The sequence below is a fragment of the Candidatus Stoquefichus massiliensis AP9 genome (assembly GCF_000455285.1).
In the GTDB taxonomy this organism is placed as follows: domain Bacteria; phylum Bacillota_I; class Bacilli_A; order Erysipelotrichales; family Coprobacillaceae; genus Stoquefichus; species Stoquefichus massiliensis.
Map to the genome: position 1 here is coordinate 101,688 of NZ_HG005289.1, position 16,709 is coordinate 118,396.

At 30.4% G+C, this 16,709-nt stretch carries 16 protein-coding genes; 5 read left to right on the forward strand and 11 right to left on the reverse strand.

The window, feature by feature from the left end:
- Nucleotides 1-322: 322 nt before the first annotated feature.
- The 10 genes from BN350_RS10195 to BN350_RS10245 form a co-directional block, all read right to left on the reverse strand.
- On the reverse strand, nt 323-979 hold the full coding sequence (locus tag BN350_RS10195; protein ID WP_028043504.1) for a hypothetical protein: 657 nt from the start codon (nt 977-979) through the stop codon (nt 323-325).
- Between the two features lie 201 nt (nt 980-1,180).
- The gene (locus tag BN350_RS10205; RefSeq protein WP_028043505.1) at nt 1,181-1,870 is read right to left on the reverse strand and encodes a C45 family peptidase; all 690 of its coding nucleotides are present in this window, start codon (nt 1,868-1,870) and stop codon (nt 1,181-1,183) included.
- A gap of 208 nt (nt 1,871-2,078) precedes the next feature.
- Nucleotides 2,079-2,657 (reverse strand): DUF1349 domain-containing protein, encoded by a 579-nt coding sequence (locus BN350_RS10210; protein WP_028043506.1) that lies wholly within the window; start codon nt 2,655-2,657, stop codon nt 2,079-2,081.
- Complete coding sequence (locus BN350_RS10215; RefSeq protein ID WP_028043507.1) at nt 2,654-3,247, reverse strand: sugar O-acetyltransferase; 594 nt, start codon at nt 3,245-3,247, stop codon at nt 2,654-2,656. Before BN350_RS10215 ends, BN350_RS10210 begins: the two co-directional genes overlap by 4 nt.
- Before the next feature lie 13 nt (nt 3,248-3,260).
- Nucleotides 3,261-4,061 (reverse strand): Cof-type HAD-IIB family hydrolase, encoded by an 801-nt coding sequence (locus BN350_RS10220; protein ID WP_028043508.1) that lies wholly within the window; start codon nt 4,059-4,061, stop codon nt 3,261-3,263.
- Nucleotides 4,061-4,693, reverse strand: a complete 633-nt coding sequence (locus BN350_RS10225) for an HAD family hydrolase (RefSeq protein ID WP_028043509.1) — start codon at nt 4,691-4,693, stop codon at nt 4,061-4,063. The genes BN350_RS10220 and BN350_RS10225 overlap by 1 nt, the downstream gene beginning before the upstream one ends.
- Nucleotides 4,680-5,672: an ROK family protein gene (locus BN350_RS10230; RefSeq protein WP_028043510.1), complete on the reverse strand. Its 993-nt coding sequence runs from the start codon at nt 5,670-5,672 to the stop codon at nt 4,680-4,682. The genes BN350_RS10225 and BN350_RS10230 overlap by 14 nt, the downstream gene beginning before the upstream one ends.
- A 103-nt stretch (nt 5,673-5,775) precedes the next feature.
- Nucleotides 5,776-6,588, reverse strand: coding sequence for a Cof-type HAD-IIB family hydrolase (locus BN350_RS10235; protein ID WP_028043511.1), 813 nt, complete (start codon nt 6,586-6,588; stop codon nt 5,776-5,778).
- Between the two features lie 3 nt (nt 6,589-6,591).
- Complete coding sequence (locus BN350_RS10240) at nt 6,592-7,575, reverse strand: ROK family protein (RefSeq protein WP_028043512.1); 984 nt, start codon at nt 7,573-7,575, stop codon at nt 6,592-6,594.
- A gap of 117 nt (nt 7,576-7,692) precedes the next feature.
- Entirely contained in the window at nt 7,693-8,823 is a 1,131-nt protein-coding gene (locus tag BN350_RS10245) for an Mbeg1-like protein (RefSeq protein WP_028043513.1), read from the reverse strand.
- A gap of 150 nt (nt 8,824-8,973) precedes the next feature.
- On the opposite strand from BN350_RS10245, the gene BN350_RS10250 reads away from it, so the two are divergent.
- The 4 genes from BN350_RS10250 to BN350_RS10265 all read left to right on the forward strand — a co-directional run bounded on the left by BN350_RS10250 (nt 8,974) and on the right by BN350_RS10265 (nt 13,385).
- Complete coding sequence (locus BN350_RS10250; RefSeq protein WP_231385267.1) at nt 8,974-9,654, forward strand: response regulator transcription factor; 681 nt, start codon at nt 8,974-8,976, stop codon at nt 9,652-9,654.
- 199 nt (nt 9,655-9,853) lie between these two features.
- Nucleotides 9,854-10,636 (forward strand): sensor histidine kinase, encoded by a 783-nt coding sequence (locus BN350_RS10255; protein WP_147573572.1) that lies wholly within the window; start codon nt 9,854-9,856, stop codon nt 10,634-10,636.
- A 98-nt stretch (nt 10,637-10,734) separates the two neighbouring features.
- The gene (locus BN350_RS10260) at nt 10,735-11,496 is read left to right on the forward strand and encodes an ABC transporter ATP-binding protein (RefSeq protein WP_028043516.1); all 762 of its coding nucleotides are present in this window, start codon (nt 10,735-10,737) and stop codon (nt 11,494-11,496) included.
- On the forward strand, nt 11,493-13,385 hold the full coding sequence (locus BN350_RS10265; protein WP_028043517.1) for an FtsX-like permease family protein: 1,893 nt from the start codon (nt 11,493-11,495) through the stop codon (nt 13,383-13,385). Before BN350_RS10260 ends, BN350_RS10265 begins: the two co-directional genes overlap by 4 nt.
- 45 nt (nt 13,386-13,430) lie before the next feature.
- Here the strand turns inward: BN350_RS10265 and BN350_RS10270 are convergent, their stop codons facing one another.
- On the reverse strand, nt 13,431-15,689 hold the full coding sequence (locus tag BN350_RS10270) for an ATP-binding cassette domain-containing protein (protein WP_028043518.1): 2,259 nt from the start codon (nt 15,687-15,689) through the stop codon (nt 13,431-13,433).
- Nucleotides 15,690-15,823: 134 nt separating this feature from the next.
- On the opposite strand from BN350_RS10270, the gene BN350_RS10275 reads away from it, so the two are divergent.
- Nucleotides 15,824-16,702: a LysR family transcriptional regulator gene (locus BN350_RS10275; RefSeq protein ID WP_028043519.1), complete on the forward strand. Its 879-nt coding sequence runs from the start codon at nt 15,824-15,826 to the stop codon at nt 16,700-16,702.
- The last annotated feature ends 7 nt before the right edge of the window (nt 16,703-16,709 follow it).

Below are 16,709 nucleotides of genomic sequence, written 5' to 3' on the forward strand. Positions count from 1 at the left end.
CCATAAGGTGGGAAAAAATAGCAATTTCTTATATAATTATTAAAACATATGACTTTACAATTTCAGATACATTTATACTCAAACCAATACTCACCAATAGATTTATTTATAAAATGATAAATAAGCCTAGAAATTGTTAATTATCAAAATCGAAGTATTATTTCATTTCTATCAATATCGTTTAAGCAAACTTCATCAATTCTTCAATCATACAAAAAACAATCTCATTTTTCTTCAACTACTCCGCCATTATCATAAAATTACCTAATAAAAAATCTTACACTATTTCTATGGAATAAACACTAGAAACTGAAATGTCTACTTATAAATGTATCTTATTTTTTATACGCAAACAGGCCTCTGTATGCATAATCCAATGTCTTGACAGCGGCATTTGAATAAGTCCACGAATATCTTTATGACACCAATAATCAATCAGCCAGATTGCATTTTCATTGTTATTGACTACATTTAATGATTCTACGTATCCTTTTCTTTCTTCTGGTATTTTTCTTTTCAATTCATCATAAGATAACTGTTCAAGCATTTTCTCAGTACTTTTCTGTACTTCAAAAATATATGTATATAATTCTTCCAGATTGAGTTGTTTTGAAAAGTCTACAATTTGCTGTTTAATGAGTTCATTTCCTGTTGTAATGATAGGTGAATTGATACGCTTTTGATAATTACCTGCAAAAAACACTTGTTCATCTTCATTGATTACTGTATGTACAACTATATCTTCAATGCGAAAAATATGCCAAATAGAATAAGCAATTGTCTTACTATGATAACCATCTGTATTTATGAAAGGGGATGAGTTAAAATCTTCTCTGCATAAGTCCTCTTTGAAAGATATTAAGGTTTGCATTAACTGCCTTCGTAAACTAAGTAAAGTCTCAATACCTATTTTATAAGTATTTTTCTTTTTTATTTGTGCTTGCATTGTTTTATTGAGTTCAGACCATTCCTTATTCATATACAATTTCCTCTCAAATTCTCATTTTTAAAACTATCCTTTTTTAACCAATCAAACAATTCATTCGTAATTATTCTCGATACCCTTTGATGCAAAGAGAAAAGATACTTTTCTTCTGCACCACAAAGTGGCATATTTCGTTCTTTTATTATGAAATTATTGAATCGATTTCAATAATGAATATTATCTACTGAAATTTGATTAACCTATTTTCTTTTTTTCTATTTTATCCCATTCCCTGTTTTCACACCAGTAGACCATATTATCTGTAACATCAAACACCATTGATACAACTGTAGGACATATTGTTTGTGCTGTTTGCTTTAAAATTTCAAAACAATCAGCAACATCAAAATTATCATTTTTATTTTCAAGCATTTCTATAGCTGTATTATATCTATCCCAACCCATCCAAGGATGCGTCTCACTATGATTCTTAAATGGAGAGAAATTCGTTAAAACTGAATAATGGGGCTTTGGTAAATATTGTATCCCTTGACCTGGAATAATCTGTAAAACATTTCCATGACAATCTGATAACTGTGCTTGAAAAGTGACATTCGGAACACTAAAAACAGGTTCACACTCAACAATTTCTTTAATTTCATCTAACGTTTTTTTACCAAGAAGTAGATCAATATCTAGCATAATAATATTTTGGCATTCTGCATTGATAGGATTACTTCGTTCATCAAATGGCCAACATGTTGGCATAGCTACGAAATCCCCTCTCGCATTTGCCCCAAATAGTGGCAACCAACCCTCTGTTTTATCTTTGATTGCAATGAAAACTTTGTCATTTTCAGCCACAACTTTATATTCCATATCCAAAATATCAAGATTCCAACCTATAATCGTTTTATTTCCATTTGAAACTATACTTGTACACATATTTTGTTCTCCTATTATTCTTATAAATCTTTCTACTATTATAACAAATACATTGTATCATGCTATATTTATATTTCAATATTTATCATATTCACTTCTGGATTATAAAAATAGAGATTTCATAATCTATTTAATATCAATAGAAAAAGAAATCCCTTTTACATAATCAATTTACATAGAGAAAGAATCTAAAACTTTCTTACTCCTTTTAAAAATTACCATTACGAATATCTTCTAATGTTTTCATTTCTAATGAAATCTCTTTAAAATAACGCATACCACCTTTTCCAATAGGCGACTGTGCTTCAAATCCAACTTTAATCGTTGAACTCATTGGCAAATAAGTCAATCTTGACATAAAATAATGCTTTCCATCAATTGAGTAGTGAATTGCAAAAATGTTTTCTTTTCTTGCTAACTGCAAGCACACTTCATTTCCCTCAATATTTATATTATTAGCATCATCTGATTTTTGATTTGTCATGACACTAACAATAGAATGTGTATCAAAATCAGAATATTCAAAACATGCCTTCGCCCACAGTTTCTCATTCTCCAATGCCATTAAAACACAGGCATCATATGTTGATAGAAAATCATGACTCACCTTTGCACGTAATACAAAATCACCTGTCACTTCCTGATAAAGGAAAGGTGCATTCGTATGAACTTGATCACTTACAGGATCAACAAAGTAATCTGTTTTTTCAGGTGCATAAATTTGAATACCATCTTCTATTTCTTCATATTGACTTTCAGATAACCACTTGAAATCTTGATAATTCATTTTCTGTCCTCTCTTTCATTTGCTCTCACAACCTGACAAGGCTGTCCATAAGCAATACTATCTGAGGGAATATCATGTGTGACTATACTTCCTGCACCAATCACAACATTGTCTCCAATTGTTACACCAGGCAGGATAATACTTCCTCCTCCTATCCAAACATGATCACCAATAATCACTGGAGCTGTTTGGGTTTTACAAAACGCAAATCCATCTGTATTTTCACCAAATCGATCTAGATAATGAGTTGGATGATAAGCCGTATAAATCTGAACATGAGGAGCAATCAAAGCATGATTTCCAATGATAATTTTATTATCATCTAAAAAAGTACAATTCATATTGACTTCACAGTGATCTCCAAAATAGATATTACAACCATAGTCAACATGAAATGGTGCCGTTATCCAAAGCTGTTCACCCATTCCACCTAGTAACTGTTTCAGTATTTTTCTTTTCTGAATATCATCTGCCGAATCTGCTACATTATAATCTCTTGCTAAATCTTTTGCCTGATGCCAGAGTTCAAGTAACTCAGGATCACCACAATCATATAATTCACCCGCTAACATTTTCTCCTTTTCAGTCATTTTCGTTTTCTCCTTAAATATATTTGAGCAAATAATCTGCAACACCATCTTCTTGATGACTCAATGTGATATCATCTGCAACCGATTTTGTTAGATCACTTGCATTTGCCATCGCAACACCAATTCCAGCATTTTTAATCATATCAGCATCATTATCTGCATCACCAAATGCTAACATGTTTTCAAGTGTCAAATGATGCCATTCACAAATTTGATTTAAACCAAAACTTTTAGATAATTGCGGATGCATATATTCATATTCAATTTTTCCAGCTTGTAAGGATTTTAACTGGGGATCATGGAAGAGATCACCATGAAATACAACTTTTTTCATATCCATTGGATCAGTGATAACAATCAGCTTACTTTGCTGACTGTTATATATCTTATTAAAATCAACAACCTGATAAGGAATCTGATCACTTAGAGCCAATCTTTTTGCTAATGCATCATCATACATAACTGCTAAAGAATCATCAAGATAAACCCCAAAATTTACTGGAAAGCCCTCAAAATGCTGAACAACTTTTTTAATCAAATGACCATCTATTAAATAATGATGTTCCTCTTTCTGTAAGACATAATCCTTAATATGTCCTCCATTTAATGCCACAACCATATCAACCACACCACTCACTTCAAATTGTGTCATTAACTTTTCTACTGAACACATAGGTCTACCTGTTGCTAAGCCAAATAAATATCCTTTTTCTTTGATTCTTCTCATTGTTTGAATTGTTTTTATTGTGAGTCTTTCATTTTCATCCAACAGAGTACCATCCAAATCACACATAATGATTTTTATATCTTTCATTATATTTCTTTCAATAGTTTTAATAAGTCTATTGGCTTATCAAATACATAATCAGGATGATCAATTCCCTCACTCGATACACTTCCCCATGTTGCATATCCAAAATCCATATGTGCATTGAGTGAAGCTTTATAATCAGATAGTGCATCACCAATATAGATGGCTTCTTCTGGTTTGATACCTAATCTTTTCACACATTCTAATAATGGTTCTGGATCAGGTTTATGTTTCTTCGTATCATCAGCTAAAATGGCTGTTTTCATATAACGATCTAATCCTTTATCTACAAAATCAATTTGATATTGTTTCGTCGTTTTTGCTGAGACAACGGCTTGAATAATTTGTCCATCAAATGCATCAAAAACATCTTGAAAACCATCATAAAGTATTGCTCCTTCTTCATATTCATTAACATATTGAACCCATCTAGCATATGTCTTTTCTTTATCCTGTACCTGTAATTCTTCCATGACTTTCATACCTGGATATGGTGCAAACTTTAAAACTTGTTCAAAAGTCCAATCATCTCCTGTTTCTTCTTTAATGATTTTCATTAAAGGATACATATTCATATTTAATGTATTTAAAACTGTACCATCAATATCATAAATAATTGCTTTATATTTTTTCATAACTTTCTCCTATTCTTCTTTTTAATAAATTCATAATACCTAAATAACTTAAACCATCAAATAAAATTTTAATAGGTTCTTTTCTACATTCTATTTGATAATTTTGATAAACAATACTGTATAAGGATTGTGTAAGATAGTCAATATCTATGTTATAGGGTAAATCACATGAAATAAGTATTTTTCGAGGATCTAATGAAGTACAAATAATGGCTAATATAAATATCATCAATTGATAAAATCGCTCTTGTGTATAACATATACGAATAGCTTGATTCAACGTCATATTTTCAAATGGAATTAATCCTAATTCTCCAATAATACCTTTTGTTCCTTGTAATAGTTCACCCTTTCTCATTGTTGAAGATGCCATTCCAAGATGATTGATATATATAAATACAAAATTCTTCAATTCTTCATTTTCTTTGTAAATTCCCTGCTGCATGACTTTCACATCATTTTCAACATAAATAGGTATATTTATTTGTTTTTGTATATCTTCAATCCACACATTTACATCATAGCGATTTTCATGGTCAGTATAATAGTATTGTCCACTTACAATTCCTTCTACTGCTATAACAATACACTGCAGTGAATACCTTGTTATTAATGAAAGAAATTGCGTTATCATCTCTTGATCATTTACATATTGAATCTGTCCTTCATCAAGCATTTCATATAGTTGAATCACCCGATACTCTAGATATCCCTTATGTACATAACAACAAAATACAGTAAAGGATTGTGCAATTAATGAAAAACGAATGGGACATCTGCCACCTGTTGATTTTTCAACACCAATACTTCCAACAATTCTATCCTGTTCAAACTTTCTTAATAGATTCCTGACACTTGATTGTGATAAATGTGTATCCTCTACCAATTCAAACATTGTTGCATTTTGTTTATTATATAAACTATGCAATAATAGGAAACTATTATTTTCTTTTAATAATTTATGAACATACACTCCCATAGCATCACTCCTTACTTTTATTATAATGTAACAAAAGTAAATAAACAAGATATTTTAACAAACGCAGCAAGAAAAAAGACATGAACGCATTCATGTCTATCACTTATTTAAACATCTTTTCTTTATGAATCAGCCAATCAATAACCTCTAAAACACCACCATCATTATTTGATGAAATTGTATAACGAGAAATATCTTTGACAGATTTTTTCGCATTTGCCATCGCAAAACTAAATGTTGCATGTTCTAGCATTTCTATATCATTACCACTATCTCCAAAAGCCATCACGTCTTCACCAGCAATATTCCATCTCTCCATCAAAAGCTGAATGCCATGAGCTTTATTAATACCTGGAATAATCAAGTCAATGCCAAAATGACCACAATCAACAGGTGTCATAATATGTCCAACTTTTTCTTTGAGATCATTTAAAATATATTCAAAATTATCTTCCTGACAACTCAAAAATATTTTAAAAATAGAATCATCTAAATTCTCAAAATGAGCAACTCTTTGCATTCTTGGATAATAGAAAAGAAGACGATCAAAATAATCATTATCAACATTTTCATTAATATATGCACTCTTTTTTCCACATACAATCTTATTGATTTCAGGATATTGCTCAATGGCTTCTAGAACCTGCTCTAATTCTCCATCCTTTAATTGGGCTACAAATACATCTTTATCCTGATCTACAATGTACCCACCATTTTCTGCAATAAAAGTTATTTCTTTTTGAATCTCTGGAAAAAAAGACCGTAACTGATAATATTGGTTCCCACTTGCCACAACAAAATGAATATCATTGTCTTTCATATATTCATATTGTCTCATAAATTTTTCTTTATCATACTGATTATCACTTGTCAAAAAAGTGCCATCCATATCTACTGCTATTACTTTTACACTCATAAATTATTCTCCTATTCCTTTATATCTTGAATTTTCTATACAAAGACATGCTAAACCATCAAATATATTTTTTTCCATACTTTCTATAAATTGAAATTGCGGTAAGTGTTGATGAGGTAGATTGACTTCAATCATATGTATGAACTCTGCATCATTTATACATGGTGCATGAAGAATAATCAAGGATGGATTCACAATAGCAATAATGCTTGTGACTTGTTTAACAAGTAATGATAATGGATTATTCTTTAAAGTTTCTTCTTGTTCAATAAGTGTCCCATTTGGTAAATAACCAAGTTCCCCAGCAAAATGCGTTGCACCATATAAAATAGCATGATTAATATATAATCCACATCCACTATGATGATGATCTGGCTGATAAACAAAAGCAACTGAAGAACTTTTGATTTCATGCGTATGAATATATCCTAGCATAGCTGTATTGACATCATTCTCAATCGCAACCTGAATATCACATTTTGATTCAATATATTCTTTTAAATCAATATTTTCCAAACTATCAATATCACATTTTTCAATTTTCCCATTATTCACAATCGCAGGTATAGAAAGACTGATATGTTCAAGAAAATGATCATCTTTTAACTTTTGAATAATGTGAATAAGTTTTTCTTTTGATAATTGCTTATAACAATACTGTACATTTTTAATTATTCGAAAATCCAAATCAATAACTCTACACATAACATGAATGATATGTTTTTCAACATGTAAATCAATCAATCCAAAAAACATATATGCTCCACAGATTTTATATCGTTTTGCTTTTCTGCCACCTGTTGATTCACAATCTTCTACCTGTTCAATATAGTGGTTATCTAAGAGTTCTTTTAAAATATTTGTGATTGTGGCATGAGAAAGTTTTGTTGAATCAGCAATATCATTTTTCGTTGCATACTTATACTTAATAAAATAATCTTTCACTTTTTGTATACTTATATACTTTAATCCTTTTGACTTATACATACACACTCACCTTTCATCAACTCTTGACGTATGTTATATATATAGTATACATTGTTTAAAAAAGATTACAAACATTATTTCATAAATTGAAAATTATTTTCTTCTACTATAATAAATTTATTCTTTCTTTTTAGAAAAATAGACAGTCTTAATTTGTCCGTATATAAATTTTAAGAAATCAAAAAATATTTTACTTTCTTCAAAATTCATAGTACTGAGTTCTTTAATACCTTGAAATGCCTGTTTAAAAGTGATTTCATTAAAATCAGTAATAAGATTTATTTTCATATTATCTAATATTGTAAAAATTAATGAAATAAAATCCTTCTTTTCCTGATCCGTTCGTGACAATAAAACGTCATGAATATATTTAATATGGTGCTGAGTTTCTTCGTCAAAACAAAGAGCATAATCAAAATGACTTTGACTGATTTTCCAATAAAAAGCATCATGTTGCTGGAGACCATTACCATAAGCATTTAAGATAATATGTTTTTCTTTATGAGTCATAATTCTTCCAATTAAGGAAGATGTAGGAACATAATTGTGAATGCATTTAATAATAGATTGATACTCATGTTCTTGATAAAACGTTTCCTGAAATCCAGGGCCATCAAAGCTATAAATATGATTAATATATTCTTTCATCTCATCACAACAAATAGCTGCATACATAGCAAGATTTCCACCCTTTGAATGACATCCTAAATAGAGAGATTTGTTTGTTTTTCCATATTGAATACCTAATAATTTTTTGGGGATAACAAGATCTTGATAAGTTTCCTTTAAATACTGTAAAGCAAGTTTCTGTGATGGAATTGTATCTAACATCATTTGGAAATCCTCTTTCCATCCAAGTAAAGTACAATCTGTACCACGATAAGATATATATAATGCTTGAAAAGGAAGAAGAATTGTTATGGCAGCAAATTGTATATCATTCTCCTGATCACAAATCGAAATATATCTTTGCAGTTGTACATCCTGATATCGTTTTGCATCTATTAACAAAGGAATCATATCAGCAATCATTGGTGCATAAGCATATGTTTGGACCATATCTTCATGGCTGTCTTTTTGACAAAGTGTTTGACAGGCATATTGCAAAGAAACGGCTATATCCAAAACGATTCCATCCCATTCTACATATCCTAAAAGCGCACAGATTAAGGCATCAACTTCATTCCATTGTCTTTCTTCAAAAGAAAGATCTCCACGCCATTTTAAATATTGTAATATATTTTCCATAAGATCACATCCATTTCTTATCTTTATTATAACCTACTTATTATGATAAATAAAAGAATACCGTCCTATATTACAGTTTTGTAATGTTCATTGATTTTCTTTTCATCAATTATAAATATCTATATAATGAAAGAAGAGGTGATTATAAATATGGACAAAAAAATGACAATTATGATTATAGAAGATGATGAAACTCTTGCATATGAACTGAGAGATTATTTAATGAAATGGGATTATCATTGCATAACAACAAGACATTTTGAAAACATTCTCCATGAATATCTTAACTTTCGTCCTCATCTTATTCTTATGGACATTAATCTCCCTTATTATGATGGATTTTACTGGTGCCATCAAATTCGAGAAATATCTGAAGTTCCTATCATCTATATCAGTAGTCGTAACGATGATAAAGATAAAATTATGGCAATGGCACAAGGCGGAGATGATTATATTGAAAAACCATTTCATTTAGAATTATTTAAAGCTAAGATTGATGCTATATTAAGAAGAACTTATCAGTATCAAATGAAAGAACGTATTCTCGTTACTGATACAATTATTTATGATATAACACATCAATCTTTATACATGCAAGATCGTGAAATTGAACTAACAAAATCTGAAAAAAGAATTATGAATACACTTATCAATGCCAAAGGTAAAATTGTGACAAGAGAAGAACTTATGATGGAATTATGGAGTACTGATGAATTTATATCAGATGGAACATTAAACACAGTTATGAGTCGACTTCGTCATAAATTAAAACAGCAATGCAAATATGATATGATTCTGACCAAGAAAGGAATGGGATATTACATTGCATAAATATATAAAAACACATATCTGCACATATATTCCTTTTATACTTGTCTGTATTCTTTTTAATCTCTATTTTATCTATCTTGTTCCTCAGCGTAACCTTTTTTATATCTTATATGTTGATTTTCTAATTACCCTATGCATTCTTTTCTTTTTTATATTTGACTTTATTAAATTTATCAAAAACGAAAAACATATCCAGAATATGTTAAAACATGATCATATCATTTATCATGAAATTGAGTATATAAATCATAAAGATATTTTAGAACATGACATAAAAATCGTGCAACAACAATACAATGAACAATTCAAAATTAATTGTGATTTACAAGATTATATAGCCAAATGGTGCCATGAAATTAAACTCCCCCTTTCGGCACTTTTGTTAATGAATGAAAAAATTGAAAATCAAGAACTACGCATGTCTACAAAGGATCAATTAGAAAAAATTCGTCAGCAATTAAATGCAGCGTTAATTGGTTGTAAAGTTCAAAGCCGCCTTTATGATTTACAAATGAAAGAAGTCAATCTCAACGAATGTATCACAACATCCATCAAAAATAATCAGTATTTTTTAATCCAAAAACATTTTGAAATCAATATTGATCCTTGTCAAGAAACAATTTATTCAGATAAAGAATGGCTTGTTTATGTTTTAGATCAAATCATTGTTAATGCTATTAAATATTGTCAAAAAAAGCCAAAACTCCAAATCACATTCAAAAAGGAACAACAAGAGCGAAAACTCATTATTAAAGATAATGGAATAGGAATTTTAGAAAGTGATATACGAAATATATTTGAAAGAGGTTTTACTGGAAGAAATCGACATAATGGACAATATAAATCAACAGGAATGGGACTTTATTTTGTTGATAAAATTTTAAAAAAACTTGGACATGATATTGATGTTGAAAGTGAGTATGGAAAGTACACAAAATTTATCATTACATTTCAAGATAATCGAGACTATTTTCAGCGTTAATCTTACAAATTATGTAAGATTGACACTCCTTTTGTAATAGGAATGTAAGGATTTTATTATTCAACTGGTTTATCATAAGATTGTCAGGAGGTATTTAAATGAATAACAAAAAAGTATTAGAAATTAAAAATTTAACAAAAGATTATGGAAACAAAGGATTTCAAGCAAGAGTTTTAAAAGGGATTGATCTGACAATCTATGAAAATGATTTCATTGCGATTATGGGACCAAGTGGTTCTGGGAAAACAACGTTATTGAATATTTTATCTACTATTGATAAACCAACCCAAGGAACAATTACATTAGATGGTCAAGATATCACAACAATCACAAACAAAGAATTATCAAAGATAAGAAGAGATAAAATTGGTTTTATTTTTCAAGATTATAATTTATTAGATACAATGACACTACAAGATAACATTGCTTTACCTTTATCATTAAACGGTGTTGATTCCTCAATTTGTATACAAAAAAGTTTAGAGTTAGCAACAATGTTTGGATTAAAGGAACACCTAAAAAAGTATCCTCATCAGCTCTCAGGTGGACAAAAACAAAGAGGTGCTACTTGTCGTGCCTTAATTACGGAACCCAAAATTATCTTTGCTGATGAACCAACTGGAGCATTGGATTCAAAATCAAGTCGCGATTTATTAGAGTGTCTAAAAAATGTGAATGAAGGTAATCAGGCAACAATATTAATGGTCACGCATGATGCCTTGAGTGCTTCTTATGCCAAAGATGTTTATATTTTATGCGATGGATCTATTCAATGTAAATTAAGTCGTGGACATGATCGTAAAGAATTTTATGATCGCATTATAGAAACACAGGCATCTATAGGAAGTGATTTTTCATGAGTATGTTAAAATTGGCTTTTCAAAATTTTCAAAGAAGTTTTAAAAATTATATATCTTTAGTTATTTCTCTCGCTTTTACAATTTTAATTTTCTTTAATTTTCAAAATCTAATTGATTCACATATTTTTGATTCTTTAGGTGAGGCTGTTTTTAGAAATGTAGAAATCATTATTCAAATTATTACTATTGTTTTGATATGTTTTATGCTTTTCTTTATTTGGTATGCGACAAATGTCTTTTTATCTAAACGTAAGAAAGATATTGGTATTTATATCTTTATGGGTTTAACCAATCAAAAGATTGGTCAATTGTATATGATTGAAACAACTTTTATTGGTCTGATGGCTTTATTGTTTGGTATTGTGTCAGGAATCATAACTGCTCAATTATTTCAAATGATTCTTTTTAAACTTTCAGATATTTCAATTGATTTACAGATTGGTTTTTCCCTCAAATCTGTACTTATTGTATCAGCGATTTATTTTCTTATTTATTTGATTTTTGTATGTAAAGGATATATCAATATTGTCAGAAGTAGTGTTTTAGAAATGGTCTCTGCTTCAAGACAAAATGAATATGTTAGACAAAATCATTTCATATTAATAATGAAAACGATTGTGGGCATGGGATTCCTTTGTACTGGTTATTATTTTGCGATTAAAAAGGGTGGTATGGACACAATCAATAATGCCATGCTTGCTGTGGTACTTGTGATTGTAGGTGTTTATCTTCTCTTTGGAGGAATGATTCCCCTGCTCTTTCAAACACTTGCGAAAAGAAAAACTTTCCTATATAAGAAAGAACGTAATCTTTGGGTGAACAATATCATATTTAGAATAAAAAAGAATTATCGCACATATGCTATGGTAAGTGTTTTGATGTTATGTTCAGTAACTGCCCTAGCAACTGGTTTTGCAATGAAAGAACGTCATGATGGAATCGTCCATTTTAGAAATACGTATACTTTTCAGGTTATGAGTCCAAAAAAGGACTTATATAAAGATTTTTCTGAACTTATAGATAAAAATAATGATATAGAGTATAGTGGAGAAGTTTCTTTTTTACAAGTAGACTCTTCTTATATTGATGAACGATTCAAAAATGCAAGTTATGGTTTTTTATCTTATTCCCAAGTTAAACAACTTGCCAAAGATACACATTTCACTTTTGATTTTACTATTCCAAAAGACAATGAATATATTCGTGTTGATAGAAAAACATTAATGACTATTATAACTGATAATACTCATGAAACAATCAAAATTAATCATCAGGAATATCAAATAGCAGATTATACTACAACTCCCTATTTAGGATATATGCAAGAAAAGACAGCATTTTATATGGTCAATGATACAGTTTATCAGCAATTAAAATCAATAGGAGAAGAGTTTTATTTATACAATTATAAAATTACTAATCCTTATCATTTTGCAGCATCTATTCAAGATATTCAAGGGCATTCTGATTGTATGGGGCTTATCAAAATGGATCCTCAAGATGATGAATTACAATGGGTAAGAATTCTTTATTCATTATGTATCTTTATGTTTATGGTCTTTGTCTTTGCAAGTGGAAGTATTATTTTTATGAAACTTTATAATGATGCTTTTGAAGAGAAAGAAAGATACCAAGTATTACAAAAAATTGGTATTAGCAAGAAAACTCTAAAACATTCTATAACTAATGAACTTCGTTTTGCTTATGCTGCTCCACTTCTAGTTATGACAATATCTTCCTATTTCTCAATTCGTGCTTTAGCCAATATGGTTCAAACTGATTTATTGATGATTAATATCATCAGTGTCATAGCAATTATTATCTTCTTTACCATCTGTTATTTCTTATCAACTTCTATTTATCAAAAAAATGCAGGTATCAAATCATAAGCAACAAAAGAGTACTTAAGACAACAATCAAAGTACTCTTTTTTCCTATTCAATAGTTAATGACTTTCTAAGATATTGTGCTGTAATTGTATTAGCATTTTTAATCATTTCTTGAGGTGTACCTGTAAAAACAATTTCACCACCAGCTGTTCCTCCATCCGGTCCAACATCAATGATATAATCTGCGAGTTTCATCACATCAATATTATGTTCTATCACAATAACAGTATTCCCTTGAGCAACAAACTGATCTAAGAGTTTCATTATATTTTTGATATCTGAGGCATGTAGCCCAGTTGTTGGTTCATCTAATAAATAGATATTTCCTTTTTGTTTTAAATGCTTAGCCAATTTTATTCTTTGCAGTTCTCCTCCTGAAAGGGTTGATAGTGGTTGTCCTAATGAAAGATAAGAAAGACCTACCTCAATCATTGCCTGTAACTTTCTAGAAATCTTATGATGGTGTTTAAAGAATTCAGACGCTTCTTCAACTGTCATCTTTAATATATCAATGATATTTTTTCCATGATAACGATAAGACAAAACCTCTTGATTATAACGTTCACCATGACATGACTCACATGTTGTGATCACAGGATCCATAAAGACAAGTTCTATTGTAATTTTTCCTTTGCCTTTACATTCAGGACATGCTCCTTTACTATTAAATGAAAACAGTGAAGCAGACACTTGATTCTCTTGCGCCATGAGTTTTCTGATATCATCAAAGAATCCTAAGAAGGTCACTGGCATAGAACGATTGGTTGCAGTGATTGATGACTGATCAACAATAATGACACGCTCTTCATATTCTCTAGCAAACACATCTCTAAAGAGACTAGATTTTCCAGAACCAGCAACACCTGTCACAACACATAAAACATTTTCTGGCACATCTACAGAGACATCTTTTAAATTATGGAGATTGGCATGGCGAATACGGAGAAATTGAGTAGCTTTGCGAGGCTGAGACTTTAAGGGTAAGGCTTCACTCATTGATTTTCCTGTGAGTGTATCAGAAACCAATAAATCTTGATAACTTCCTTGATACAATATTTCTCCTCCATATCTTCCAGCACGTGGTCCCACATCAATAATTTCATCTGCAATCGATATCACATCTTTATCATGTTCAACAACCAAAACAGTATTTCCTTTATCACGTAAATTCTGTAGTAATTTTGTCATACGATAAACATCTCTTGGATGCATTCCAGTGCTTGGTTCATCAAAAATATAAATTAAGCCAGTTAATGAACTTCCCATATATCTGACTAATTTTAAACGCTGTGCCTCCCCACCAGATAAAGTTGTCGTCTCTCTATTCATACTTAAATAAGGTAACCCAATATCAATCATTCTCGTGAGAGATGCAATTAAAGTATTGATAATCGTTTTTGCTCGTGAATCATTGATGTGTTTTAAGACTTCACGAAGTTGTGTAAATTCCATATCGCACATATCCATAATGTTATAGCCATTGATATAACAATTTAAGGAATTTGGATTTAAACGTTTCCCATGACAATCAGGACATTCATACTCTTTGACAATTCTCTTTAACTTCATTAATGTTGTATCACTAGATTGTGATAAATCTCTTTTGATTAATAGACGATTAAAATGATGATAAATACCTTCAACCTTCTTATGAACACGTTCACCGTCTTTTTCATAAGCACCATATAACATGAGATTCTTTTCTTGTGGTGTATAATCTTTCCACTTTTTATCCAAATCAAATAAACCACTTTCAGCATATTGTTTCCAATACCAGTTTCCAACATGATAGGCTGGTAAATCTAACATATCTTCATTTAAACTTCTCTCTGAATGAATGACTTCATCAATATCAATGTCTAAAACTTTACCAATTCCCGAGCAGGTTGGACACATCCCATTCGGATTATTAAATGAAAAATGTGACGCACTTCCTGCATAAGGTGTTCCAATACGTGAAAATAACAAGCGTAAGGCTGCATACATATCACTAATTGTGCCTACTGTTGAACGTGCATTGCCACCTAATTGTGCCTGATCAATAATGACTGATGGTGATAAATGATCAATCAAATCGACTTTTGGTTTTCTATACTTAGGTAATCTTCCACGTATAAACGCTGTATATGTTTCATTCATCTGACGCTGGCTTTCTGCTGCAATAGTATCAAAGACAATACTTGATTTTCCTGAACCAGAAACTCCAGTAAAGACTACTATTTTCTCTTTAGGAATGTTTAAAGAAATATTTTTAAGATTGTTTTGCGTTAAACCTTTGATTGTTATAAAATCCTGATGTGACATTTTCAATTCCTCCTTGTTTATCATATCTATAGCATAAACCTTCACATTAGGGGAGAGTCAAGAAGAAAATAAAAAATAATTTTCTATTTGAAAGCTGATTTGAGGATGTTTATAATAAAGATGAGGTGACTGACATGGAAATAAGAACACTCCAATATTTTTTAACAATTGCTAGAGAAAAAAATATTTCTAAAGCAGCTGAGCATTTACATATAACACAACCCACCCTTTCAAGACAAATGAAGGAGTTGGAAGAAACACTTGGTAAACAGCTTTTTACAAGAGGAAATCGGCAAATCTCATTAACTGATGAAGGTATGATTCTCAAAAAACGTGCCGAAGAAATTATCAGTATTGTTGAAAGAACTGAAGCAGAAGTGAGAGCAAATGAAGAATTACTGACAGGAGATATTCATGTTGGATGTACTGAAAAAATAGGTTTAAACCATATTGCTCAATCACTTGCCCTCATGCAAGAGAAACATCCCTTTGTCAGAGTCCATATTAAATATGGAAGCACTGAAGACATCTCATCTCAGATAGAAAAGTCTGAACTTGATTTTGGGATTGTGATTGAACCAGTTGATTTTATGAAATATGATTATTTGAAAATACCACATTCTCATACTTGGGGTGTTTTAATGTCTCAAAAGAGTCCACTTTCTCAACTTGAATACATCACTGCTGATGATCTACGTCAAATACCATTGTTATGTCCTTCACAGGAACTGGTTAAAAATGAAATTGCTGGATGGGTTGGTGGTAATCAAAGGAAATTAAATATTGTTGGAACTTATAATTTTCCTTTTGCTTTATCTTCGCTTGTGAAAGAAAGTCATCTTTATGCTTTATGTTTTGAACAGAGTTTTGATGATGCAATGGATAATGTCTGTTTTCGACCACTTACACCAGCAATAGAAGAAAACATGGTATTTATTTGGCGTAAATATCAGGTGTTTTCTAAACCTATTGAAATCTTTATGAATATGCTGAAAGAAAAAGTACAGAAATGAGTTGGAC